The organism is Lentzea sp. NBRC 102530 (assembly GCF_030269365.1).
GTDB lineage: Bacteria > Actinomycetota > Actinomycetes > Mycobacteriales > Pseudonocardiaceae > Lentzea.
In genome coordinates, this window is sequence record NZ_BSTF01000002.1 from 544,898 (window position 1) to 568,262 (window position 23,365).

A 23,365-nucleotide genomic window follows, 5' to 3' on the forward strand; every position below is an offset into this window, starting at 1 on the left:
CCAACGCCTGGGCGGGCCCGCGTCCCTTCACCCGACCGGTCCTACTCGGCGCGGTCGTCCGCCGCAGCGGTCTGCGTCAGCACCGCGACCGTCTGCTCCAGCCCGCGCTGCACCTCGTCGCCGGACGCCTCCCGCACGCTGTGCAGGCTCACGGTGATCCGCGACCGCCCCGGCGACACCTCCTCGACCTGGAGTTCGCCGTGGTAGTCGTCCGGTCCCTCGGCGCCCCACTCCAGCGTCCGCCGCGAGGCGTCAGGCCGCACCCACGCCTCGCCCTCCACGTGGTGGCCGTGCACCTCGGCCTCGACGTGCACCTGCTCCCCGCCCTCCGGCTCGGCGGCCGTCATCTGCGGGAAGTACCGCGGCAGGTTGCGCGGCTCGGCGATGAACCCGAAGAGCGTGTCGGCCGGGATGTCCGCCTCAGCTGTGTGCGTGTACGTCGTCATGGCGGTCGGGGTACCCGATCGCCCGGTCGGTGAACACGTCCCGCGTGCGCGCCACGTGCTCGTGCCACCCGCGCTGGTCCCGCCGGAAGATCGGCACGACGAACGCCCCGCCGACGTACAGCGCCACGACCACGAGGTCCCACCAGCCGATGTCGATCAGCGGCGACACGACCGTCGCGTACGCCAGGAACCCGGTGAACCCGAGCAGTTCGCGCACCAGCAGCAGCAACGGGTTGGCGCGCGTGCCGTCCTCGGCGCGGACGCGGTAGTTGAACAGCACCCCGCCGAGCGTGAGGCCGTTGAACGCCGCGGGCAGCACGACCCGGAACGCCACCAGCACGCACACCGCCCACAACGGGTCGGAGTGCAGCAGCAGCTTCGCGATCACGATGATCAGCACGAGTTCGGAGATCAGCCCGAGCAGCCGGCGCGGCACGGTGACGGTGGTGGGCGGCGCCTCCGAGTCCTCCGACGACGGCACGCGCGGCACGACGAACGCGGCCGGGGCGAGCATCCAGCCCAGCAGGCCGCCGAAGGTGTTGGAGATCAGGTCGTCGACGTCGGCGATCCGGTACGGGCAGGGGTAGAAACCGAGGTTGCCGGTGTACTGCACGACCTCGACGGCCAGCGAGAGGCCGGCCGCGATGGCGATCACCGCGAGCGGGCCCTTGCCGTAGGCCTTGCGCAGCACGATGCCGAGCGGGACGAACAGCACGACGTTGAACAGCTGCTGGAGGAACGCCTGCGACTGCGCCATGGCGAGGATGCCGGAGCGTCCGTAGGCCGCCATGTTGTTGCTCATGTCGGTGACCCACTGGAACGGGGTGGTGGACAGCATCTGCTCGCCCGTGCACAGCTCGGACACGTCCGACGGGAACGGCAGGAAGATCAACGCCAGCGCGACGAGACCGTAGGCGAGCAGCCCGTACAGCACGAACGCCCGGCGGGGCTCGACCCTGCGGAAGCGGAAGTAGTGCAGCAGCACCAACGGAACCAGGACCATGAGTCCGACACCCACGAACGCCAGGAAACCGGTTCGGGCGGTCTCCCAGTACGACGCCATCATGAGGGGTCCTTTGCCCGCCAACGCCGCGATTCAAACCACAGTTCGGGAAAGATGCCTCGGACGGCCGCACCGCGTACCGCCGGTCGGTCCCGCAGACCGTGCGGGACCGTCGCCTGGCCGTTGTCCGACCTCGTTCAGCCGGCGAAACGGCCGATGGCGACGAACGCCGCCAACAGCAGCAGAACCACGTTGACGGGCAACGTCTTCGTCTCGTTGATCTTCAGGTGCACCCGCGTCGCGACGACCTGCACGATGACGAGCCCGACGGCGGCGATCGGCGTCAGCACCGGCGCGATGCCGAGCGCCCACGGCAGGACGACGCCGATCGCGCCGAGCACCTCGACCGCGCCGATGCCCTTCACCGCCCCGTCGGAGAAGTCCCGGGCCCAGTTGCCGCTGTCGGACGCGGTGATCTGCTCGCGGGAGCGGACCAGCTTCGTCACGCCGCTGCCGAGGTAGACGGCGGCGAGCAGGGCCTGGGCGATCCAGAGGGCGATGTTCATTGCAGGCTCCGATCCTTACTTCTTGTGCGTAGCCTCATGTTGTGTCCGCATTGGATGAGCTGCAAAAGGCACAGGGATGTATGTGTCCAGCACGGGAGGCGTGGTTGTGATGGGGTTCACTCGCGCTCAGGGGTGCCCGCCGCCGATGAACGACGGCGGCGCGGTGCGTCAGGTCTTCGACCGGATCGGCGACAAGTGGAGCCTGCTGGTCGTCGGCGCGCTGCGCGAGGGGCCGTTGCGCTTCAAGGAGCTGGAGCAGACGGTCACGGGCATCTCGCAACGCATGCTCACGCTGACGTTGAAGCACCTCGTCGAGGACGGGCTGGTGGGGCGCACCGCCTACGCCGAGGTGCCGCCGCGGGTGGAGTACGAGCTGACCGGCCTCGGGAAGACGTTGATGCCGTTGGTGATCGCGCTGGCGGAGTGGGCGCTGGAGCACCGGGACGAGCTCAACGCCAGCAGGGGCCGGTGATGCGCCTCGACCTGAACCGGATCCGGGCGGCCCGGCAGGTGATCGACCCGGTGTTCCTGGACACCCCGCTCTACCGGTGCGAAGGGCTCGGCCGCGCACTGGGCTGCACGGTGAGCGTCAAGGTGGAGACGGTGAACCCGGTGCGCAGCTTCAAGGGCCGCGGGACCGAGCTCGTCACGAGCCGGCTCGTCGAGCAGGGCCGCGACGCCGTGGTGTGTGCCAGCGCGGGCAACCTCGGCCAGGCGCTCGCGTGGTCGGGGCGGCGGCGCGGGCTCGACGTGACGGTGGTGGCCTCGAACCGGGCGCCCGAGGCCAAGCTCGCCCGGATCCGCGCGCTGGGTGCCGAGCTGGAACTGGTGGACGGCGACTTCGAGATGGCCCGCGAACGAGCGGTGCGCGTCGCGCGGGAGCGCGGCATCCGGCTGCTGGAGGACAGTCTGGACGTCGAGACGTGTGAGGGTGCCGCGACGATCGGGCTCGAGCTGCGCGGCGAGTTCGAGGCCGTGCTGATCGCACTGGGCGGTGGTGCGATGGCCACCGGTGTGGGCCACGTCGTGAAGACGACGAAGCCCGGCACCGAGGTGATCTGCGTGCAGCCCGCGGGAGCGCCCGCGTTGACGCTGTCCTGGCGCGCACGCCGGGTGGTCACCACCGACACGGCGGACACCATCGCGGACGGCGTCGCCGGGCGGTTCCCCATCCAGGAGGTGCTGGACGACCTCCTCGCCGTGGCGGACGACGCCGTGCTGGTCAGCGAGTCGTCGATCGTCGCGGGCATGCGCCTGCTCTTCGAGCACACCGGCCTCGTCGTCGAACCGTCGGCGGCGCTCGGCGTGGCTGCGGTCCTGGAGGACCGCGACCGCTTCGCCGGGCGCCACGTCGTCACCGTGATCTGCGGCAGCAACGTCGACTCCGGCGCTCACCGCCGCTGGGTCCACCCGTGACGTGTCACTCGAACGAGCAGCCCGGGTTCGGCGTGCTGACCGCGAGCGCGCTGCCCACCGGGTTCCGGTAGAGCACCTCCAGCACCAGCGGGCTGGTCGTCAGGTTCCGTCCGATGTGGACGTAGCCGGTGCCGTTGGGCTCGCTGATGAACTAGCCGGGCCGGTAGATGCCGTCGATCGAGCAGTCCGAGTCGTAGTGGGTCAGCACGCCCTTCGTGACCACGCCCTTGACCGGGCCGGGGTGGTAGTGCCAGCCCGTGGAGCCGCCGGGCGCGATGGTGATCTCGCGCAGCACGTACTGGGTGTCGCCGACGGTGTGGTCGAAGATCGTGACCGCGCTGACCCCGTAGCCCGGTGTCGCGCCGGCGGTTCCCGGGGTGGCGGTGGCCGTCAGGCCGATGATCGCCGTGACCAGCGCGAGCCGGCGAAACGTCCGCATCGGACTCTCCTCAGAACGTGGAACGGGGTGGGAACCTGCTCTGCCAGCATGCTCTTCAGCCGCGTGTGCGTGTCAAGGTCTCCTGGCACACCGCGCGGCCCAGGCGTCCTCGTCCGGCTCCAGCGCGACGGTGTCGCCGGCCGGGCTGCACGACGATGCCGAGGTCGATCGGCCGGTCGCCGTCGTCGGGCACTCCTGCGGCGGGTTCCCGGTGACGGAGGCGACGGCCGGGGTGGCGCACGTGACGCGTCTCGTCCACCTGGCGGCGTGGATGGTCGCACTCGCCGTTCCTGTCGGCACCCGGACCGCTCGCGGCGCTGCTGCACCAGATCACGAAGGTCTAGGAACGGGTCTTCTCGTAGTGCCGGGCCACGCGCGCGCGGTTGCCGCACACGTTGGCCGCGCACCACATCCGGCGCTTGTTCTCGGCCAGGAACAGCATCGAGCACGCCGGGTTCGCGCACGCCCGCAACGACGCCAGGCGCGCTTGGTCGGCCAGCAACCTGATCGCCTCGCCCGCCAGCGCGGCCAGCGCGGGATGGCCGTTGTAGTCGTCGTGCCACCGGGTCTCCGCGCGGGCATCGGCACCCCACCCGTCGAGGCGCGGGCTGGTGGGCACCGCGGCCGCGACCGCGTTCAGGTCCGCGATGAGCGACGGATCGGGCGTGGTTCCGGTCAGGTGCGCGTCGAGCAGGTCCCGCAGCAGTGACCGCAGCCGCCGGGTCGCGCCCAGCGACGGCGGTGGCCCGGCCGGTACGCGATCGGCCTGCAACGCCCACCACTTCGCGTTGTCCTGCTCGTCCGCCAGCAGGTCCCTGACCGGGTCCAGGCACAACGCGTGCGTGTCCACCAGGTCGAGCGCGACGAGCGGCTCGGCCCCCATCGGGAAGCCCGCCGCCTGGAACTCCGTCAGCGTCGTCACGCCCACTCCTAACGGTTGGAAAGACAGTTCACACGTTAGCAGATTCCCGTCTCGGCGCCTTGCGACGAGCAACCTAACGTGTATACGGTCTGTTTATCCATTAGATCGAACCGAGGGAGAACGCCATGCCCGCCATCCGTCACCGCCACGTCGAGATCGACGGCCTGAAGGTGTTCGTCCGGGAGGCGGGCGACGCGGCCAGGCCGACCGTCGTCCTGCTGCCGGGATATCCGTCGAGCACCCGCGCCTACGTGCGGCTGATCGACCGCCTCGCCGCGTCCTGGCACGTCGTCGCCATCGACTACCCGGGCTTCGGCTCGTCCGACCCGCTGCCCGGCACGCCCACGTTCGACCGGCTCGCCGACGTCACCGGCCGCGTGATCGACCAGTTCGGCGTCGGTGACTACGCCGTCTACATGTTCGACTTCGGCTCACCGGTCGGCTTCCGCATCGCGCTGGAGCACGACCGGCGCGTCCAGGCCGTGATCACGCAGAACGGCAACGCCTACACCGACGGCCTCGGCCCGGACATGCAGGGGCTGAACGGCTGGTGGCAGGACCGAACTGTGGACCAGGAGGCCGTGGACCGGGTCGTGAGCCTCGAAGGCACCCGCCACCAGTGGCTCACCGGTGCGCAGGACCCCGAGCACATCGACCCCGAGCAGGCGCTCGCCGACCAGGCCGTGCTCGACCTGCCCGGCCGCGCCGACTACATGAAGGACCTGCTCTGGGACTACCAGACCAACATCGGCCGCTACCCGGCCTGGCAGGCGTGGCTGCGCGAGCGGCAGCCGGCGGTGCTCGCGGTGTGGGGCCGCCACGACACGTTCTTCGTCCCCGCGGGCGCCGAGGCCTACCGCCGGGACGTGCCGGCGGCCGAGGTCGTGCTGCTCGACACCGGCCACTTCGCGCTGGAGGAGGCGGCCGACGAGATCGCCGCGCACGTGCACACCGTGCTGGCGAAGACCTTCGGCTGACCTGAGGCTATGCCCCGAAGGGCATGACCTGCCGCGAGAACGGCATTGGCGGAGCAGGACGGACTCTGTCCACAGTGGTGGGCATGGAAATGATCCGCAACTTCGTCGGTGGCGCCTTCGCCGACCGGGACGCGGCCTTCGGCGACGTCGACCCCGCGACCGGCAGGACGCACGCGGTGGTGCAGGTCGCCGACGAGCCGCTGGTCGACCAGGCGGTCGCGGCGGCGAGGGCGTCGGGCTGGGGCCGGGTGCCGGTGCGGGAACGGGCCGCGGTGCTGCGCCGCGCCGCCGACGGCATCGAGGCGAGGTTCGAGGAGTTCGTCGCGGCCGAGGTCGCGGACACCGGCAAGCCCGTCCGGCTCGCCCGCGACCTGGACGTGGCCCGCGCGGTGCACAACTTCCGGACGTTCGCCGACGTCGTGTCCGCGGCCGGGCAGGAGTCGTTCCTCACCGACCTCGCCGACGGCAGGCAGGCGTTGAACTACGCCGTGCGCAAGCCACTCGGCGTGGTCGCGGTCATCGTGCCGTGGAACCTCCCGCTGCTGCTGCTCACGTGGAAGGTGTCGGCGGCGCTCGCGTGCGGCAACAGCGTCGTGGTGAAGCCCAGCGAGTTCACGCCCGGCACGGCGACGCTGCTCGCCGAGGTGCTCCGGGACGCGGGACTGCCCGCCGGCGCCTACAACGTGGTGCACGGGCACGGTGACGTCGGCGAGTTCCTGGTCGGCCATCCCGGCATCGACGGGGTGACGTTCACCGGCTCCACCACGACCGGCACGCGCGTCATGCGGACCGTCGCCCCGCGCGTGCGGCCCGTGTCGTTCGAACTCGGCGGCAAGAACGCGGCCGTCGTGTTCGACGACGTGGACCTCGACGAGGCGCTCACCGGGCTGAGCCGGGCGATCTTCACCAACACCGGCCAGGTCTGCCTGTGCACCGAACGCGTCTACGTGCAGCGGTCGATCTTCGCCGACGTCGCGGACGGCCTCGTGGAACACGCACGGGCGTTGCGGCTCGGCGACCCGAACGACGAGGCGACGACGACCGGACCGTTGATCTCGCAGCAGCACCGCCGCAAGGTGCTCGACCACCTGGCGCTGGCGGAGGAGTCCGGCGCCAAGGCGATCACCGGCGGCGGCATCCCGGACATGGGGGAGGGCCTGGGCGAAGGTTCGTGGATCGAACCGACGCTGTGGACCGGGCTCACCAACGCCGACCGCGTGGTGCGCGAGGAGGTCTTCGGCCCGGTCGCCGCGCTGATCCCGTTCGACACCGAGGACGAGGCGATCGCGCTCGCCAACGACACCGACTACGGCCTGGCCGCCTCGGTCTGGACGAACGACCTGCGCCGCGGCCATCGCGTCGCGCAGGCGATGGACGTCGGCATGTCGTGGGTGAACACGTGGTTCCTGCGCGACCTGCGGTCCCCGTTCGGCGGCATGGGCATGTCGGGCATCGGCCGCGAGGACGGCGAGTCGTCGTTGCACTTCTACACCGAACCCACGAATGTGTGCGTGCAGCTGTGACCATCGCCGAGACCCTCCACGAAGCACAGACGACCGCGACCGAGATCCCGAACTTCGGGGACCTCACGGTCGAGGACGCGTACGAGGTCCAGCGCGCCCTGATCGCCCTGCGGGAACGGGCGGGCGAGACGGTCACCGGCGTGAAGCTCGGCTTCACCAGCGAGGCGAAGATGAAGCAGATGGGCGTGTCCGAGGTGATCGTCGGCAGGCTCACCAGCGGCATGGCGGGCCGCACGAGCGAGAACCTCATCCACCCCAGGGTCGAACCCGAGATCGCCTACCGGCTGCGCCGCGACGTCGACGGGTCCGCGCCGATCGAGGAGTGCGTGGACGCGGTGGCCGCCGCGATCGAGGTCATCGACTCCCGCTACCGGGACTTCCGCTTCACCTACACGGACGTGATCGCGGACAACACCTCCGCCGCCGGGTACGTCCTCGGGGACTGGCAGCCCGTCACCGACGTGGGCGGACGTACGGTGCGGCTCACGTCGGGCACGGCGCACGTCGAAGGCTCCACCAGCGCGATCCTCGGCAACCCCGCGAACGCCCTGAGGGCGTTGGAGGACGTCGCCCGGAGGCGCGGAATCCCGTTGAAGGCCGGGTACGTCGTGCTCGCCGGGGCGGCGACCGTCGCGCTGCCGCTCACCGGGGAGTACGTCGAGTGCTCGATCGACGGGCTCGCCCCCGTCTCGTTCGGAGGGCGGTCGCGATGACAGCGCGCACGATCACCGGACTGGCCCGCCCGCGCGGCCGGTTCCCGCACGTGAAGGTGTCCGGCGACCTCGTGTTCGTCTCCGGCACGAGTTCCCGCAGGCCCGACAACACGTTCGCGGGCGTCGAGGTCGACGAGCTCGGCACCACGAACCTCGACATCCGGGCGCAGACCCAGGCCGTGATCGAGAACGTCGCCGCCATCCTCGCCGAGGTCGGCTGCACGCTCGCCGACGTCACCCAGGTGACCACGTTCCTGGTCAACATGAACGACTTCGGCGGCTACAACGAGGTCTACGCCTCGTTCTTCGACGAGAACGGTCCCGCCCGCACGACCGTCGCCGTCCACCAGCTGCCCCACCCGCACCTGCTGATCGAGATCCAGGCGATCGCCCGCCTGCCCGAGGAGAACCGATGACCCTGCCGCCCGTGATCAACTTCCAGGCCTGGATCGACGAGAACCGGCACCTGCTCAAGCCGCCGGTCGCGAACAAGACCCTGGCGCTCGGCGACGACTTCATCGTCCAGATCGTCGGCGGCCCCAACAGCCGCACCGACTTCCACCACGAGCCCTACGAGGAGTGGTTCTTCCAGATCAAGGGCGACATGCACGTCAACGTCATGACGGAGGGAGGCCAGGAGACGGTCCACATCCGCGAGGGCGAGACGTGGCTGCTGCCCGGCAACACCCCGCACTCGCCGCAGCGCCCCGACCCCGACTCGATCGGCCTCGTGATCGAACGCGTCCGCGAGGAGGGACAGCTCGAACGGTTCCAGTGGTACTGCCTGGACTGCTCGAACCTGCTGCACGAGATCGAGCTCCAGGTGCGCGACATCGTGGCGGACCTGCCGCCGGTGTTCGAGAAGTTCTACGCCGACACCGGCGCCCGCACGTGCTCCCGCTGCGGCGCGCTGCACCCCGGCAAGGGCTGAGCATGGGCACCATCGACGTCCACACGCACCACGTCCCGCAGGCCTGGCCGGCACTGCCCGGTGCCGAGGCGCCGTGGCTGCGGGTCGAGTCGGCGTCCGACGCGGTGATCATGATGGGCACCCGCGAGTTCCGGCGCATCCGGTCGAACTGCTGGGACGCCTCGCTGCGGCTCGCGGACATGGACGCCGACGGCGTGGACGCGCAGGTCGTCTCGCCCACGCCGGCGTTCTTCTCCTACGGCCTCCCGCCTGCCGAGGCCGTCGAGGTCGCGCGGATCTTCAACGACCTCGCGCTGGAGATCGTGGCACCCGCGCCTGACCGGCTGATCCCGTTCTGCCAGGTGCCGCTGCAGGACCCGGACGAGGCGTGCCGCGAACTGGAACGGTCCCTCGCCAACGGCCATCGCGGTGTCGAGATCGGCAACCACGTCGGGGACCTCGACCTGGACAGCGAGGGCGTGGTCACGTTCCTGCAGCACGCGGCGTCGCTGGACGTGCCGGTGTTCGTGCACCCGTGGGACATGGCGAGCACGCCGCGCAACGACCGGTGGATGGCGCAGTGGCTGACCGGCATGCCCGCCGAGACGCACCTGTCCGTGCTCGCGCTGATCCTCGGCGGCGTGTTCGACCGGATCGACTCGCGCCTGCGGATCTGCTTCGCGCACGGTGGCGGTTCGTTCGCGTTCTGGCTGGGACGCACCGAGAACGCGTGGCACCAGCGCCACGACGTGATCGGCACGTCCGAGTTCCCGCCATCGCACTACCTCGGCCGGTTCTACGTCGACTCGGTGGTGTTCGACGAACGCGCGCTGCGGCTGCTCGTCGACACGGTCGGGGCCGAGCGGGTGCTGGTCGGCAGCGACTACCCGTACCCGCTGGGGGAGCGGCCGGTCGGCGAGGTCGTGACGAAGAGCGGGTTCCTGAGCGAGGACCAGCGGGCGTTGATCCAGCGCGGCAACGCCTTGCGTTTCCTCGGTTAGCGACCGTCCATGTCGGACGCGATCTCCGTCAGGCACTCGATGAACGCCTCGGCGGACGGGCTCAGCGTGCGGGAGGGCAGGGTCAGCCCCACGCTGTGCCCCACCTGGTCGAGCTGGACGTTGAGCCGGGTCAGCCGGTCGTCGTCGACCGTGATCAGACTCGGCAGCGCGGCGATGAAGTCGTTCTCCACCAGCAGTTCCCGCACGATCAGGTACGACGTCGTCTCCACCCGGTTCACCGGCAGGGCGATCTCGTGGCGCGCGAAGAACTGCTCCAGTTCGCGCCGCAGCACCGTTTCCGCGCCCGGCATGATCCACGGGTGCTTCGCGAGGTCGGCGGGACCCACCTCGCGGTTCGCCAGCGGATGTGTGGTCCGCACGACGAGGTGCACCGCCTCGTCGTAGAGCCTGCGCCGTTCGAGCTGCTCGTCCGACGGTGCCGTGAGCCGCCCGACGATCATGTCGACGCGCCCGGCCGCCAGGTCCACGAGCATCGGCTCCGGCGCCGCCTCCCGCACGATCACCGTCAGGTTGGGCCGGCGGCGCTTCATCGCGGTGATGGCCCTGGGCAGCAACACGTTGGTACCGGCCAGGTGCGTGCCGACCACGACCGTGCCGCGTTCGGCTTCGGCGAGTTCGACCAGGTGCCGGCCCGCTTCGTTGAGCTGGGCCAGGACGGCCCTGGCGTGCTCGCCGAACGCCGACCCGTAGACCGTGGGCGTGATGCCGCGCGGGCCGCGGTCGAAGAGCGTGACGCCGAGGATCTCCTCGAGTTCGTGCAGGCCGCGGGTGACGACGGGCTGGGTGACGTGCAGGGCGGCGGCCGCGCCGACGACGGTGCCCTGGCGCAGGAGCGCGTCCAGCAGCACGAGGTGGCGCAGCTTCAGCCTGCCGTCGAGCAGCCGGGGCGTTTTCACGATCCGACCTTACGTGCCGGGGGTGCGGGGGACGGTGTCCCGCGCCGGGTGGGAGGGCGCAGGGGCGGGGCGTCGGCTGGTGGCTTCGAGGGCGCGGCGCCTGCTGCTCTCCGGCCCGATCGCGGCGATACTGCCCATTCGCTTTTCGTTGCCCAGGTGGGCCCAAATCGATTTTGGAGCTCCTTTGGAGCTTTCTTGGTGTGCGCGGGCAGACTCCTCGTTGTTCGAAGTTCATCGGAGGGAGGAGCACTCATGCAGAAGCCCAAGGCCAAGATGAAGCGAATCACGATTCGCAAGGTCGGCCCGGTCCGCCTCACGGCGGCCGCCTGCTCGCAGTACAACGTCAAGCCGGCCTAAGGCGGGACGCGGATGCGCTGGGCTCGCGCGCCCAGCGCATCCGACTTCGGCGCAGGGGAGGAACGTCGTGACCGAGTTCGATCTGGACCGGCCGGTGCCGTTGCACCCGCTGGTGTTCCTGGAGGACGGCGACGAGGTGACGATCGGCAGGGCCGACGTCGACTCGTACGGCATCTTCCCCGGTGAGGGCGCCGCACTCGTGCGGCGGCTGGTCGACGGCGACACCCCGCGCGAGGCGGCGGAGTGGTTCGAGCGCGAGTACGGCGAAGAGGTCGACGTCGAGGACGTGCTCGCCGGGCTGGAGGAACTCGACCTCGTCCGCGGAACCGGTGAGGTGGCCGCGGAGAAGGCGCCCGTGCGATTCAGCGGTCTCGGGAAGGCGTTGTTCTCGAAACCGGCGTGGGTGGTTTACGCGGCTTTGGTGATTTGGGGACTCTCCGCGATGGTGTTCAACGCGGATTTGAGGCCCACCTATCACAACATCTTCTTCTCCGACTATTACACGGTCATTCAGGTCGGATTGTTCCTCGCCGCCGTTCCGCTGCTGTTCCTGCACGAGTCGTTCCACGCGCTCGCGGGACGGCGGCTCGGGGTGCGATCGAGGCTGCGAATAGGGCGGCGGCTCTACTTCATCGTGCTGGAGACCTCGCTCGACGGGCTCGTGGCCGTGCCCAGGAGACAGCGGTACCTGCCCATCGTGGCCGGGCTGCTCGCGGACGTGCTCGGGATCGCGGCGTGCACCGTCGCGGCCGACCTCACGCGGCACCCCGACGGGTCGCTGTCCGGGCTCGGGCAGTTCCTGCTGGCCGTGGCGTTCGCCGCGCTGCTGCGGGTGATCTGGCAGTTCTTCCTGTACCTGCGCACCGACGTGTACGTGCTCGTCAGCACCGTGCTCGGGTGCGTCGACCTGCACGGCGCCGCGTTGCAGATCTTCCGGAACCGGGTGCGGCGGGTGTTCGGGCGGCCGGAGACGGACGAGGAGCTGCTGCACCCCGTCGACCGCAAGGTCGGGCGCTGGTACTCGTGGCTCGTCGTCGTCGGGTACACCGCGAGCCTCACGACGTTCGTGCTGGCCGGCGCGCCCGTGCTCTACCGGTTCGTCACCGGTGTCGTCGGGCGGCTCACCGGGGACGGCGTGCCGACGGCCCAGTTGCTCGACTCGATCGTCTTCGGCACCGCGGCGGTCGTGCAGTGCGCGGTGCTCGGCTGGCTCATGGTCCGCGAACGGGTCAAGGCGCGCCGCGACCGTCGTCTGCACCACGTCATTCACTGAAAGGACGCACCATGGACAGCCGCTTCTGGATCCGCGCCGACCGGCGGCGCGACCGGGCCCACGCCCTCGCCGCACTGGAGCTGCCGCCGGTCTGGGCGGTCCTCGACGCCCACCGGCGGCTGCGCGGACCGTACACGGCTGCGGGCGCGTTGTTCCGCCAGATCGCCGACGACCTGCTGGAACGCTGCCCGGACCTGGGGGAGCGGCACAACATCGAGCTGCTGACGACCACGCCGGAGCTCGCCGGGCGGGTGCCGAGCGCCTGGCACACCCTCGAATGGGCCGTGCAGGACAGCGAACGCACCCGCTACTACTCGCGGCTGCACACCCGCAACATCGCGAACGGCCTGGCGGAACTGCTGCGCGACTACCTCGCCACCCTCGGCGGCGGGCCGCGCACGCTCGTGATCGAGAACGCGCACGAGGCCGACGCGTCCGACCAGGAGTTCATCGCGGTCCTGTTGCGGCGTGGCGACATCCCGGACCTGACCGTCGTCGTCGGCACGAGCCGGGAGCCGCTAGCCGACCCGCGCGGCGAGGTCGACGTGTCGCTGGCGCAGACGATCGCCGCCCACACCCGGATCGTCGACGCCGAGCCCGTCGCAGAGCAGCCGGTGGCCGAGAACCCCGCCCAGGCCTATGTGGACAGTGACGGCACGGCGGACGACCCGCGCCTGCTCGCCGCGTACCTGGAACTGCCGGCCGAGACCCGCGCCGCGCTGCACGACGCACGAGCCGAGGAACTCGCCGAGTCCGAGGACTTCTCGCTGCGGCTCGGCGCGATCCCGTTCCACCTGGAGCACGGCAGCGACCCGGCGGGAGCCGGCGCGCAGGCGTTGCGGGTGGCGCTGGACCACTGCCACAAGGTCGGGCTCTACCAGGCCGCGGCGGACCACGGGCTGCGCGGCCGGGCGGCGGCGGACCGCGAGACCGACCCGGACCTGTGGTGGCACCTCACGTTCCAGACGGGCATCGTGCTGGCCGCCGTCGGGCGCGCCGCCGAGGCCGAGACGCTCTACGTCGAGGGCCGCGCCGCCTCCACGGACGCGGGGGTGCACCTGGAACTGGCCTACTCCACGGCCATGCTGCACGCGCGGCACTACTCCGAGGCCGAACGCGACTACGTGCGCGCACGGGCTTGGATGAACCTCGCCATCGCGCTCGCGTCCCAGCTGACCGACCCGAAGATGGAAGCGTTCCAGTCCGTCTTCACCCGCAACGGCCTCGCGCTGGTCGAGGTCCGCGAGCAGAAGCCGCAGGTGGCGCTCGACCTCGTCAACGAGGGGATCGCGCGGCTCGACCGCGACCTCGAACCGGACGAGCAGGTGCTGCACCGCCTCGTGCTGCGCTACAACCGGGCACAGGTCTACGGCGCGATGGGCAGGCTCGACGAGGCGCTCGCCGACTACAGCTACGTGCTCGAACGCGACCCGAACTTCCCCGAGCACCACTTCAACGTCGGCAACGTGCTGCGCAAGCTCGGCAGGGACGAGGAGGCGATCGAGGCCTACCGCGAGGCGTTGCGGCTCTCGCCGCCGTTCCCCGAGGCCTACTACAACATCGGCGACGCACGGCTGGCGCTCGGCGACGTCGAGGGTGCGATGGCGGACTTCGGTTACGTCATCGAACTCGACCCCAAGCACGTCGACGCGCGCATCAACCGCGCCGGGCACCTGCTGGCGAACGGCGACGTCGACGGGGCGTGGCGCGATGTCGCCGCCGCGCTGGAGCTGGCCCCGGACAACGCGCACCTGTTGTGCCTCAAGGGCCAGCTGCTGGTCGAGCAGGACGAGTACGCGGCGGCCTCCGAGGCGTTGGCGCAGGCGGTGCAGCGCAACGGCAAGCTGGCCGAGGCGTGGGCGATCCGCGGCTCGATCGCGGTGGCCTCCGGCGAACTGACCGACGCGATCAGCTACCTGAGCCGGGCGTTGACGCTCGACGACAACCCGGAGGTCCGCTACAACCGCGCGATCGCCTATGAGGAGTCCGGCGAACTCGCGGCCGCGATCCTCGACTACGACGCGGTGCTCGCGGTGACCGACGACGAGGACGCCCGCGAGCGCAGGGAACTCTGCGCCGCGGCGTCGGTCAGCTAGGGGAAACGCCGTGACAGCAACGGAGAACGTGGCCACCGGAGCACCGGTGGCCGCGTTCACCGACGCCATGAGCCGGCTGGTCTCCGGCCTCGCCGTCGTCACGACGCGGCAGGAGACCGGGCGGCCGTGCGGGCTGCTCGTGTCCTCGATCTGTTCGTACAGTGTGGATCCACCTTCCGTGCTCGTGGTGGTCGACCACGCGTCGCGGTGCCGCGAGCCCTTGACGCACTGCGCGGAGTTCGGTGTGCACGTGCTCGGCAGCGCGCAGGAGCGCACGGCGCGGACGTTCGCGAGCCGGGGCGCCGACAAGTTCGCCGAGATCGGGTGGGAGTGGGACGGGTCGGTGCCCCGCCTCTGCGCCGCGCCGATCTACCTGCGGTGCACCGCTTCCGCCGTGCTGGACCACGGCGATCACACGATCCTGATCGGTGAGGTGACGCGGGCCGAGGTCCGCGAGGCCGAGCCGCTGGTGTTCTACCGCCGCCTCTTCGACTGGAGGCTAAGGGGAAACGGTGTGCGCCAGCTGTAGCCCGGTGAGCACCCGTTCGTGCCGGTGCTCCCGGTCGAACGGGTCCTCGCCGTTGAGGATCACCTGGTGCATGGCGCGCAGCCGCGGTCCCGGTTCGATCCCGGCCTGACTCGTGAGCAGCCGGTACGCCCGCGCGTAGGCCGTCAACGCGTCCGCCCGGCGTTCCGCCTGGCACAGCGCCAGCATCAGCTGTTCGTGGAAGCGTTCCCACAACGGGTAGGTCCGGCACAGCTCCTCGAGGTCGAACACGGCCTGGTGCCCGTCGCCGTTGCACAGCATCACGTCGAACCTGTTGCGCAGCAGTTCGAGGTACTCCTTCTCCAGCCGCGCGATGTCGTGCTCGAAGATGCCGGTCTCGCGCAGGTCCGCGAGCGGGGCGCCGCGCCACAACGCCAGCGCGGCGGCGAACTTCTCCCGCGCGTACCGGCAGTCGTTGGTGGACATGGCCAGTTGCCCCTGACGCGCCAGTTCGCGGAACCTGGTCAGGTCGAGCTGGTCGGGGTCCAGGCTGAGGACGTAGCCCGAGGGGCGGGTGTTGAGCACGGGGTGCGTGGTGCGCGAGTTCCAGCCGGGGGCGAGGACGCGCCGCACCGACGTGACGTACCCGTGCAGCGCGGCGATCGCGGACCTGGGCGCGCCCCGCGTCCACAGCTGGTCCACGATGCGACTCGTCGGCACGAACTCGTTGGCGTGCAAGGCGAGCAACGCCAGCAGCGCGCGCTGCTTCAACGCCGTCGGCGTGCACCGGCGGCTGCCCCGCGTCACCTCGAACGTGCCGAGGACCCGGAACCGCGGCGGTTCTTCTCCCGTTGTCACGTGAATCGCCGCCTCCCGGTATGTCCGACTCCGAGAGTGTTCATCAGGCGACGGTCAGTTAGATAGTGGTCACCTCGAAACTGCCGGTCCGTCTTATGGCACACCCCGCCAGGTGATCGGGAGGCCGTGCGTCGGGCCGGGGATCCCGTTCCTGGCAAAGGAGATCCACGAGGAGCGCAGTGCGCGGCCGAACTGCTTCACGTGCTCCCACGGCGTCTGTCCGAGCATGGGCGAACCGGCCCAGGCCCGTGCGGACCCCAGCAGGAGCGGCAACTCGACGCAGTGCGTGGCCCCGTAGGCGGAGCCGGCCGGGCGCCAGGCGTTGTAGTAGGTGAACACCCGCGCGCCGCGTTCCTCCACGCGCCGGGCGAAGTCGGGGTCCGCGAACACGCCGCCGGTGCGGTCGCCGCCGAACGCCGTCATCTCGTCGGCGTTCCACCCGTGAACGATCTCGACACCGGTCAAGTCCTGTGGCTCCCACGGCGTGACGACCGGCCGGAACGGCATGGACACACCTCGGTAACGCCCGGCGACGTGTGCCTGGGCCGCGAGCAGGTCGGCGGGGGAGCGGGAGTGCACGAGTCCGCGCAGCAGCGCGCTGAACGCGGTACCGGTCCCGGCGGCCTCGTTGTGGGCCAACGGTTCGACGCCGTGCGGCAGGCTCTGCAACACCGCGCGCCGGAACAACCGCTCGGGGTGGTCGAGCAGCAGCAGGGCCGACAGCGCGCCCGCCGACTGCCCGAACACCGTCACCTGCCCGGGGTCGCCGCCGAAGCGGGCGATGTTGTCGCGCACCCACCGCAACGCCTCGGCCTGGTCGAGCAGGCCGAGGTTGCCGTCGCTCACGTCCTGCGCGACGAGGAAACCCAACGCGCCCAAACGGTAGTTGACGCTCACCACCACGACATCGCCCTCTGCGGACAACGCCGACCCGTCGTACCAGTCGAGCAGGCCCGCCCCGCTGCTGAACCCGCCGCCGTGCAGCCACACCAGCACCGGGCGCCTGCCGTTGTCGAGCGCGGGTGTCGAGATCGACAGGTTCAGGCAGTCCTCGCCCTGCGGCCGCGGATCGAGCGGCGGCCCCATCACGGCCTCGAGCCGCGAGCGCGGCTGCGGGCAGATCTGTCCGGAGGATTTCTCGGTGCGTGCGCGCACGGGTGGGGCGAAGCGGGCAGCGGTGGCGTAGCGCAGGGGACCGGTTCGGACTGTCACCGGACCACCGTCGCGCCTCGCGTCCTGCACGGCAAATGCGGATTCCGGCAGCCGGTATAGCCGTGCGGGCATGGCGAGGGCGCTGATCGGCATTTGTGCGGCTGTGCGACCGGGGTCACGCTTTCGGCCAACACAACCCCGTCAACCCCGACCCGGGCAGGCCACCATGAGTGAACGAGGCGCCACGTCGCAACGGAAGGTCGCGCTCGCGACACTCACCGGCGCGACGCTGGAGTGGTACGACTTCTTCCTGTACGGCACGGCTTCCGCGCTGATCTTCAACAAGCAGTTCTTCCCGTCGCTGTCCCCGGCGGCGGGCACGCTGGCCGCGTTCAGCACGTTCGCCGTCGGGTTCATCGCCCGCCCGCTCGGCGGCCTCGTCTTCGGCCACTACGGCGACCGCATCGGCCGCAAGATGACGCTCGTGGTGTCGTTGGTGCTGATGGGAATCGGTTCGACGCTCATCGGCGTGCTGCCCGGCTTCGCCACCATCGGCGTGTGGGCCCCGATCCTGCTGGTCGCGTTGCGCGTCGTGCAGGGCATCGGCCTCGGCGGCGAGAACGCCGGCGCGAACCTGATGGCCCTGGAACACGCGCCGCCGGACCAGCGCAACCGCTACGCGGGCTTCCCCCAGATGGGCACGCCGGCCGGTCTGGTGCTGGCCAAGACCGTCTTCCTGATCACCAGCACGGTGATGCCCGCCGCGGCCTTCACGTCGTGGGGCTGGCGGATCCCGTTCCTGCTCAGCGCCGCGCTGGTCGTCGTCGGCCTGGTCATCCGCCTGCGCGTGACCGAGACCCCGTCGTTCGCGAAGGCCGTCGAACGCCACGAGATCGTGCGCTTCCCCCTGAAGGAGGCGCTGTCCGTCGGCGCGGGCAAGCTCGTGCCGACCCTGGTGCTCAGCATCGCGAACTCCGCCGTGGCGTACCTGTTCCTGGTGTTCAGCCTCTCCTACGGCACCGCGCAACTGGGGCTGAACCGGCAGTTCCTGCTGATCACCGTGACCGTGGCGGCTGCCTTGTGGTTCCTCACGATTCCGGTGTGGACGTCCATTGCGGACCGTCGCGGGCGGCGCGGCATGTTCGTGTGGGGTTCGGTGGCGCTGCTGGTGTGGGCGGCCGCGTTCTTCCCGTTGCTCAACACGAAGAACACGGCCGTCATCGTGCTGGCCCTGGTCGGCATGGGCCTGATCATCCCGGTCACCCACTGCGTGCAGGGAGCGATCGTCGCGGACACGTTCTCGGCGAACGTCCGCTACTCCGGCTCGTCCCTGCTGCTGCAACTCGCGGCGCTGCTCGGCGGCGGCCTGGCGCCGCTGGTGTCCACCGCGATCCTGAACGAGACCGGTGCCACGACCGGCGTCAGCGCCTACATCACGGCGGTGTGCGCGCTGAGCCTGCTGGCCGCCGTACTGGCGTTCCGGACGTCACCGGTCTCGCGCAGGGTGGACGCTCCGGTCACCGCCTAGCGCAGGGCGGCCTCGATCGCCTCGGTGATCGAGGCGTCCTCGGGCTCGGTGCGCGGGCGGAACCGGCCGAGCACCTGCCCGTCCCGCGAGACCAGGAACTTCTCGAAGTTCCACTGGACGTCACCGGCGGTGCCGTCGGCGTCGGCGTGCTGGGTCAGCTCCCGGTAGACCGGGTGCTGGTCCGGGCCGTTGACCTCGATCTTCTCGAACAGCGGGAACGACACCCCGTAGGTCGTGGAGCAGAACGTGGCGATCTCCTCCGACGTGCCCGGCTCCTGGCCCATGAACTGGTTGCACGGGAAGCCGACCACGGAGAAGCCCTCGGCCCCGTACTTCTCCTGCAGCCGCTCCAGGCCCGCGTACTGCGGGGTGAGGCCGCAGCGCGAGGCGACGTTGACGACGAGCGCGACCTTCCCCTTGAGCGCGCCGAGGTCGCCGGGCTCGCCCGCGAGGGTGTGGACCGGGATGTCGTAGATCTCCATGACTCGAACCTAGTTGATGGGGCAGAGCCGTTACACAACCAGCACACAACGTGCACGTCGCGCGTGCGGTCCGGCGACATCGCTCCGTCAGGCTCGGTGTCGTGGCTGGTAAGGGACTGTGGATCGCGGTAGTGGTGGTGGCGGTGCTCGCGGGGTGCTCGCCGGGAAGTTCGCCGGGCGGCGCGACCGGCGCGGGGGTGGATGCCGGTGCGCCGAGCGGGAGGGCTGTCGCCGGGGACGGCAGCATCCCCGAGGGGCAGAGCATCTCGCTGGACGACGACCAGCACGCCGCGATCGCCAACCTCGACCCCGCGCTGCTCGCGGCGGTGCGCAAGGCGGCGGCGGACGCGAAGAGCCGCGTGGAGTTCCGGGTGACGTCCGGGTGGCGCAGCAAGGAGTACCAGCAGCGGTTGCTGGACCAGGCCATCGACCTCTACCGCAGCGAGGAGGAGGCGTTGCGGTGGGTGCACCCGCCGGACAAGTCCGCGCACGTCACGGGCAAGGCCATCGACATCGGGCCGACGAACGCCGACGACTGGCTCATCCAGCACGGCTCCGACTACGGGCTGTGCCAGGCCTACGCCAACGAGATGTGGCACTTCGAGCTGCTCACGACGCCGGGCGAGCCGTGCCCGCAGCCGAAGAGCAACGCCTGACCGGTCAGCTGCGGTGGATCACGGTCTGCGCGTGCTCGCGGGCCGGGGCGCTCAGCGTCGTGTTGAGCTGCTCGAACAACGCCTCCGCCGTCACGCCGTTCCACCCCGGCGGCAGCAGCGACAACGGCAGGCCCGGGTCGCTGTACGGCAGGCGGCGCCACGCGGTGAGCATCGGCACGTACAGCTGGAACGCCTGTTCCGGCGTGGTGGCGCCGGCGTCGACGAACGGGCGGTGGCGGCGCAGGAAGTCCGCGTAGAGGTCCGCGAGTTCGTCGAGGTCCCACCAGGTGCGCACCTTGGAGCGCAGGTCGCCGAACGCGAAGTGCTGACCGGTGAAGATGTCGACGTACTCGGCCAGGCCGCGGCGTTCCAGGGTGCGGCGGGTCTCGGTGGCGAGGTTGCCGGGCGCGACCCACACGCCCGGTGCGGCGGTGCCGAAGCCGAGCTGGGTGAGGCTGGTGCGCAGGGCGTGCCGCTTGTCGCGTTCGGACTCCGGCACCGAGAACACCACGACCAGCCAGCCGTCTTCGGCGGTGGCGCGGCGGCGTTCGAAGATGCGGGTGTCGCCCTCGGCCAGGGTTTCGAGGGTGGATTCGGCCAGCACGTAGCCGGCGGCGCCGTCGCGGCGTTCGGCCACGACGACACCCCGGCGCTTCAACCGCGAGATCGACGAGCGGACCGCCTGGCCCTCGACGCCCAGGTCGGCCATGAGCTGCACGACCGACGCCACGGAGAGCCAGTTGTGCTCCGTGCGCGCGTAGAGGCCGAAGATCGTGATGATGAGCGGGCCCAGCCGGTCGCGTACGGCGGGAGCCGCGGCTTCGACGGTCATGTCCGCGACGTTCAGCGGTCTTCCTCCTTGATCAGGTCGCGAGCTTAACGCCCGGGCTCGCGAGGTCCGTCAGCGTGACGGTGTTGCGCAGCTCGCCGAGCCCGCTGACCCGCGTCACGACCACGTCGCCGTCCTGCAGGAACACCTGCGGCTCGCGGGCGTTGCCGACCCCGCTCGGGGTGCCGGTCAGGATCACGTCCCCGGCGCGCAGCGTCATGCCCTGGCTGAGTTCGGCGATGATCTGCGCGAACGGGAACGCCATCTGCGCGCTCGACGCGTCCTGCACCAGCACCCCGTTGAGCTCGCACCGCACCCGCAACGCCGTGAGGTCCGCGATCTCGTCGAGGGTGGTCAGCCACGGGCCGAGCGGCATGGTGGCGTCGAGGCTCTTGCCCTTGAGCCACTGGCCGCCGTGCGCGCGTTGCAGGTCGCGCTGCGAGACGTCGTTGGCGACGAGGAACCCGAAGACGTGGTCGAGCGCCTTCTCCTCGGGGATCGAACGGCCGTCCAGGCCGATGACCATCGCGATCTCCGCTTCGTAGTCCCATTGCCGGGACACGGTCGGGTCGAACGCGATCGGGTCGGACGGGCCGATCACGGTGTCCGGGCCCTTGGTGAAGAACGTCGGCCGCAGCGGGCGGGACGCCGGGTCCTGGCCCTCGCGCTTGCCCGCCGACTCCTCGAAGTGGTCCCAGTAGTTCCAGCCGGTGCACAGGACGTCCCGGTTGAAGCGCCCCACCGGGGACAGCAGGCCGTCCAGTGGCACGACCTCGCCGGTGAGCTCGACGGGCGCGCCGCGCACCACCTCGTCCACCGAGACGGACATCAGCGAGACGACACGGTCCGCCTCGTCGACGACACCCCCGCGGCGCACACCGCCGACGGACACAGACGCGAGCTTCACTCCGGCACCCCTCCGATATCGCGTGAACATTTCGGTGATCGTGGAAACGACATCGATTCAGGTGGGCCTGACGAGGCGTTCCTCCGGGATCACCGCGACGCCGAGGATCTCGATGAGCGCCTCCGGCTGCCACAGCGCGGTGCAGCCGATGCCCGCCATCGCCGGGTAGACCGGTCCGGCGAGCTCGCGCCACACCTTGCCGATCTCCTTGCCGTGCGCCTGGTAGTCCGGGATGTCGGTGAGGTAGATCGTGATGCTGACCAGGTCCTCCGGCTCGCCGCCGGCCGCGCGCAACGTCGTCAGGACGTTGCCGAACGCCTGGCGGAACTGCTCGACGATGCCGCCCGGAACGATCCTCATGTCCGCGTCCAGCGCGGTCTGGCCGCCCAGGTGCAGCGTCGTGCCGGACAGCGTGCCGTGGGAGTAGCCGCTCGGTGCCGGGAGGCCGGCCGGGTTCACTGCCAAAGGCTTCATGAGTATTGACAGTATCTGACGGTCGTGAAGAATACGAGATATGGAGCCCGACTTCAGCAGGTACCAGCTCGAAGGCGACAACTCGATGTACCGGCTGCCCAGCGGCCTGGTGGCGCCCGTCGTCACGCGCGGCGGCGCGGAGAACCCGGACACGGCGAACTCCGGTGGCGCGATCCGGATCTCGGGCGTGAGCATCCAGCACACGCCGGCGACGAGGCTGTGGTTCGGCAAGGTCACGAACGAGCCGGGCTACCGCTCCGTCACCCACCACCACGGCGAGGCCGAGACGGGCGGCTACGTGCTGTCGGGACGGGCGCGGATCTACTTCGGCGAGAAGTTCGAGGACTACCTCGACATGGAGGAGGGCGACTGGGTGTTCGTGCCGCCGTTCATGCCGCACATCGAGTGCAACCTCGACCGCAACAACCCGCTGACGTGGATGACCACGCGGACGCCGGAGAACATCGTCGTGAACCTCGACGACGTGCCGGACGAGGACCTGCGCGACTGGCTGACCCGATGACGACCTCCGCGATCTTCACCGAGGCCGTCACGCTGGAGAAGGCGGAGGCGGAGCACTTCGACCTCGCCTTCACCGCCGTCACCCAGCCCTGCCCGTGGCCCAAGGCGTACGGCGGTGACCTGGTCGCCGCCGCCGCGGCCGCCGCCATGCGGTCGGTGACCGACGGCAAGACCATGCACTCGATGCACAGCTACTTCCTGCGCCCGGCCGACATCGGCGCCCAGGTGCGTTACGAGGTCGAGCTGCTGCGCGACGGCCGCGGCTACAGCACGCGGCAGGTCCGCGGCTACCAGAACGGCAAGCCCCTCTACGTCTGCCTGGCGAACTTCGCGGCGGGCGAGGCGGGCGGGACCTACGCGGCCGAGTTCACCGACGACCTGCCGGCGCCCGAGGAGTTGCCGTCCTCGGCGGACTACCTGCAGGGCCGCGACGGCGGCACGATGACCGGCGAGTCGAAGGCGTACTGGGCCGGGGGCCGCAGCTTCGACATGCGGCACGTGCCCGGCCCGGTCTACCTCGCGGTCGAGGGTGCCAAGGTGCCGCACCAGGCCGTGTGGATCAAGCCGTTCGACCCGCTGCGGCCGGTCGACGGGCTGACCGACGCCCAACGCGACCTCGCCGCGCTCGCCTACGTCTGCGACTACACGATCCTCGAGCCGGTGCTGCGCGTGCTCGACCTGCCCTGGGCACAGCCCGGGCTCGTCACCGCGAGCCTCGACCACGCCATGTGGTTCCACCGCCCGGGCCGCGTGGACGACTGGCTGCTCTACGTGCAGGAGGCCGTCGCCGCCGACTCCGGCCGCGGACTCGGCCACGGCCGCTTCTTCACCCGCGACCACCGGCACCTCGCCACCGTTGCCCAGGAGGGCATGATCCGCGCTTCCTGACCCGCCGCCCGCGGAAGGACTTC

Annotated in this window: 27 protein-coding genes; 15 read left to right on the plus strand and 12 right to left on the minus strand. The window is 70.5% G+C overall.

Translation table 11 applies throughout. The features are described from left to right. Positions 1–41: 41 nt before the first annotated feature. From QSK25_RS06035 to QSK25_RS06045, 3 genes are all read right to left on the minus strand, one after another. Positions 42–446: an SRPBCC family protein gene (locus QSK25_RS06035; protein WP_285634267.1), complete on the minus strand. Its 405-nt coding sequence runs from the start codon at positions 444–446 to the stop codon at positions 42–44. After that, positions 421–1,512: a VanZ family protein gene (locus QSK25_RS06040; protein ID WP_285634270.1), complete on the minus strand. Its 1,092-nt coding sequence runs from the start codon at positions 1,510–1,512 to the stop codon at positions 421–423. The genes QSK25_RS06035 and QSK25_RS06040 overlap by 26 nt, the downstream gene beginning before the upstream one ends. 134 nt (positions 1,513–1,646) lie before the next feature. After that, positions 1,647–2,015 (minus strand): DoxX family protein, encoded by a 369-nt coding sequence (locus QSK25_RS06045; RefSeq protein ID WP_285634275.1) that lies wholly within the window; start codon positions 2,013–2,015, stop codon positions 1,647–1,649. 145 nt (positions 2,016–2,160) lie between these two features. Here QSK25_RS06045 and QSK25_RS06050 point away from each other — a divergent pair, with 145 nt between their 5' ends. Then, a complete protein-coding gene (locus QSK25_RS06050) occupies positions 2,161–2,487 on the plus strand; it encodes a winged helix-turn-helix transcriptional regulator (protein WP_285634278.1) in 327 nt (108 codons plus the stop codon). Beyond that, on the plus strand, positions 2,487–3,431 hold the full coding sequence (locus tag QSK25_RS06055; RefSeq protein ID WP_285634281.1) for a threonine ammonia-lyase: 945 nt from the start codon (positions 2,487–2,489) through the stop codon (positions 3,429–3,431). The genes QSK25_RS06050 and QSK25_RS06055 overlap by 1 nt, the downstream gene beginning before the upstream one ends. A 151-nt stretch (positions 3,432–3,582) precedes the next feature. Here QSK25_RS06055 and QSK25_RS06060 read toward each other — a convergent pair whose 3' ends face one another. Then, a complete protein-coding gene (locus QSK25_RS06060) occupies positions 3,583–3,870 on the minus strand; it encodes a cupin domain-containing protein (protein WP_352235710.1) in 288 nt (95 codons plus the stop codon). A 340-nt stretch (positions 3,871–4,210) separates the two neighbouring features. Continuing rightward, positions 4,211–4,792, minus strand: coding sequence for a CGNR zinc finger domain-containing protein (locus QSK25_RS06065; protein ID WP_285634285.1), 582 nt, complete (start codon positions 4,790–4,792; stop codon positions 4,211–4,213). Between the two features lie 125 nt (positions 4,793–4,917). Here QSK25_RS06065 and QSK25_RS06070 point away from each other — a divergent pair, with 125 nt between their 5' ends. The 6 genes from QSK25_RS06070 (at position 4,918) to QSK25_RS06095 (ending at position 9,916) form a co-directional block, all read left to right on the plus strand. Continuing rightward, positions 4,918–5,769, plus strand: coding sequence for an alpha/beta fold hydrolase (locus tag QSK25_RS06070; RefSeq protein ID WP_285634289.1), 852 nt, complete (start codon positions 4,918–4,920; stop codon positions 5,767–5,769). Between the two features lie 83 nt (positions 5,770–5,852). After that, entirely contained in the window at positions 5,853–7,292 is a 1,440-nt protein-coding gene (locus QSK25_RS06075) for a 2-hydroxymuconic semialdehyde dehydrogenase (RefSeq protein ID WP_285634293.1), read from the plus strand. Next, the gene (locus QSK25_RS06080) at positions 7,289–8,005 is read left to right on the plus strand and encodes a 2-keto-4-pentenoate hydratase (RefSeq protein ID WP_285634296.1); all 717 of its coding nucleotides are present in this window, start codon (positions 7,289–7,291) and stop codon (positions 8,003–8,005) included. Before QSK25_RS06075 ends, QSK25_RS06080 begins: the two co-directional genes overlap by 4 nt. Beyond that, positions 8,002–8,421 (plus strand): RidA family protein, encoded by a 420-nt coding sequence (locus QSK25_RS06085; RefSeq protein WP_285634299.1) that lies wholly within the window; start codon positions 8,002–8,004, stop codon positions 8,419–8,421. Before QSK25_RS06080 ends, QSK25_RS06085 begins: the two co-directional genes overlap by 4 nt. Then, positions 8,418–8,936 (plus strand): 3-hydroxyanthranilate 3,4-dioxygenase, encoded by a 519-nt coding sequence (locus QSK25_RS06090; protein WP_285634302.1) that lies wholly within the window; start codon positions 8,418–8,420, stop codon positions 8,934–8,936. Before QSK25_RS06085 ends, QSK25_RS06090 begins: the two co-directional genes overlap by 4 nt. Positions 8,937–8,938: 2 nt before the next feature. After that, positions 8,939–9,916, plus strand: coding sequence for an amidohydrolase family protein (locus QSK25_RS06095; RefSeq protein ID WP_285634305.1), 978 nt, complete (start codon positions 8,939–8,941; stop codon positions 9,914–9,916). On the opposite strand, the gene QSK25_RS06100 is transcribed toward QSK25_RS06095, so the two are convergent. Then, the gene (locus tag QSK25_RS06100; protein ID WP_285634308.1) at positions 9,913–10,833 is read right to left on the minus strand and encodes a LysR substrate-binding domain-containing protein; all 921 of its coding nucleotides are present in this window, start codon (positions 10,831–10,833) and stop codon (positions 9,913–9,915) included. The genes QSK25_RS06095 and QSK25_RS06100 overlap by 4 nt on opposite strands. A 424-nt stretch (positions 10,834–11,257) precedes the next feature. Here QSK25_RS06100 and QSK25_RS06105 point away from each other — a divergent pair, with 424 nt between their 5' ends. The 3 genes from QSK25_RS06105 to QSK25_RS06115 are packed head-to-tail and all read left to right on the plus strand — an operon-like array spanning position 11,258 to position 15,088. After that, positions 11,258–12,463, plus strand: coding sequence for a hypothetical protein (locus QSK25_RS06105; protein WP_285634311.1), 1,206 nt, complete (start codon positions 11,258–11,260; stop codon positions 12,461–12,463). 11 nt (positions 12,464–12,474) lie between these two features. After that, complete coding sequence (locus tag QSK25_RS06110) at positions 12,475–14,559, plus strand: tetratricopeptide repeat protein (RefSeq protein ID WP_285634315.1); 2,085 nt, start codon at positions 12,475–12,477, stop codon at positions 14,557–14,559. A gap of 10 nt (positions 14,560–14,569) precedes the next feature. Continuing rightward, on the plus strand, positions 14,570–15,088 hold the full coding sequence (locus QSK25_RS06115) for a flavin reductase family protein (protein WP_285634318.1): 519 nt from the start codon (positions 14,570–14,572) through the stop codon (positions 15,086–15,088). On the opposite strand, the gene QSK25_RS06120 is transcribed toward QSK25_RS06115, so the two are convergent. Next, positions 15,059–15,904 carry an AfsR/SARP family transcriptional regulator gene (locus QSK25_RS06120; RefSeq protein ID WP_285634321.1) on the minus strand — a complete coding sequence of 282 codons (846 nt, stop codon included), beginning with the start codon at positions 15,902–15,904 and terminating at the stop codon, positions 15,059–15,061. The two genes, QSK25_RS06115 and QSK25_RS06120, sit on opposite strands and share 30 nt — an antisense overlap. Positions 15,905–15,997: 93 nt before the next feature. Then, entirely contained in the window at positions 15,998–17,116 is a 1,119-nt protein-coding gene (locus QSK25_RS06125) for a carboxylesterase family protein (protein WP_285634324.1), read from the minus strand. Positions 17,117–17,282: 166 nt separating this feature from the next. Between QSK25_RS06125 and QSK25_RS06130 the strand changes: the two genes are divergently transcribed. Further along, a complete protein-coding gene (locus tag QSK25_RS06130) occupies positions 17,283–18,584 on the plus strand; it encodes an MFS transporter (protein WP_285634327.1) in 1,302 nt (433 codons plus the stop codon). On the opposite strand, the gene QSK25_RS06135 is transcribed toward QSK25_RS06130, so the two are convergent. Continuing rightward, a complete protein-coding gene (locus QSK25_RS06135; protein WP_285634330.1) occupies positions 18,581–19,066 on the minus strand; it encodes a glutathione peroxidase in 486 nt (161 codons plus the stop codon). The two genes, QSK25_RS06130 and QSK25_RS06135, sit on opposite strands and share 4 nt — an antisense overlap. Positions 19,067–19,167: 101 nt before the next feature. On the opposite strand from QSK25_RS06135, the gene QSK25_RS06140 reads away from it, so the two are divergent. Then, the gene (locus tag QSK25_RS06140) at positions 19,168–19,722 is read left to right on the plus strand and encodes a M15 family metallopeptidase (protein ID WP_285634333.1); all 555 of its coding nucleotides are present in this window, start codon (positions 19,168–19,170) and stop codon (positions 19,720–19,722) included. A gap of 4 nt (positions 19,723–19,726) precedes the next feature. On the opposite strand, the gene QSK25_RS06145 is transcribed toward QSK25_RS06140, so the two are convergent. The 3 genes from QSK25_RS06145 to QSK25_RS06155 are packed head-to-tail and all read right to left on the minus strand — an operon-like array spanning position 19,727 to position 21,932. After that, positions 19,727–20,554: a PaaX family transcriptional regulator gene (locus QSK25_RS06145; RefSeq protein WP_285634337.1), complete on the minus strand. Its 828-nt coding sequence runs from the start codon at positions 20,552–20,554 to the stop codon at positions 19,727–19,729. Positions 20,555–20,585: 31 nt separating this feature from the next. After that, positions 20,586–21,458, minus strand: a complete 873-nt coding sequence (locus QSK25_RS06150; protein WP_285634340.1) for a fumarylacetoacetate hydrolase family protein — start codon at positions 21,456–21,458, stop codon at positions 20,586–20,588. Positions 21,459–21,515: 57 nt separating this feature from the next. Further along, positions 21,516–21,932, minus strand: a complete 417-nt coding sequence (locus QSK25_RS06155) for a RidA family protein (RefSeq protein ID WP_285634343.1) — start codon at positions 21,930–21,932, stop codon at positions 21,516–21,518. A gap of 40 nt (positions 21,933–21,972) precedes the next feature. On the opposite strand from QSK25_RS06155, the gene QSK25_RS06160 reads away from it, so the two are divergent. Continuing rightward, the gene (locus QSK25_RS06160) at positions 21,973–22,455 is read left to right on the plus strand and encodes a cupin domain-containing protein (protein WP_285634346.1); all 483 of its coding nucleotides are present in this window, start codon (positions 21,973–21,975) and stop codon (positions 22,453–22,455) included. Then, a complete protein-coding gene (locus tag QSK25_RS06165) occupies positions 22,452–23,342 on the plus strand; it encodes an acyl-CoA thioesterase (RefSeq protein ID WP_285634349.1) in 891 nt (296 codons plus the stop codon). The genes QSK25_RS06160 and QSK25_RS06165 overlap by 4 nt, the downstream gene beginning before the upstream one ends. Positions 23,343–23,365 lie beyond the last annotated feature (23 nt).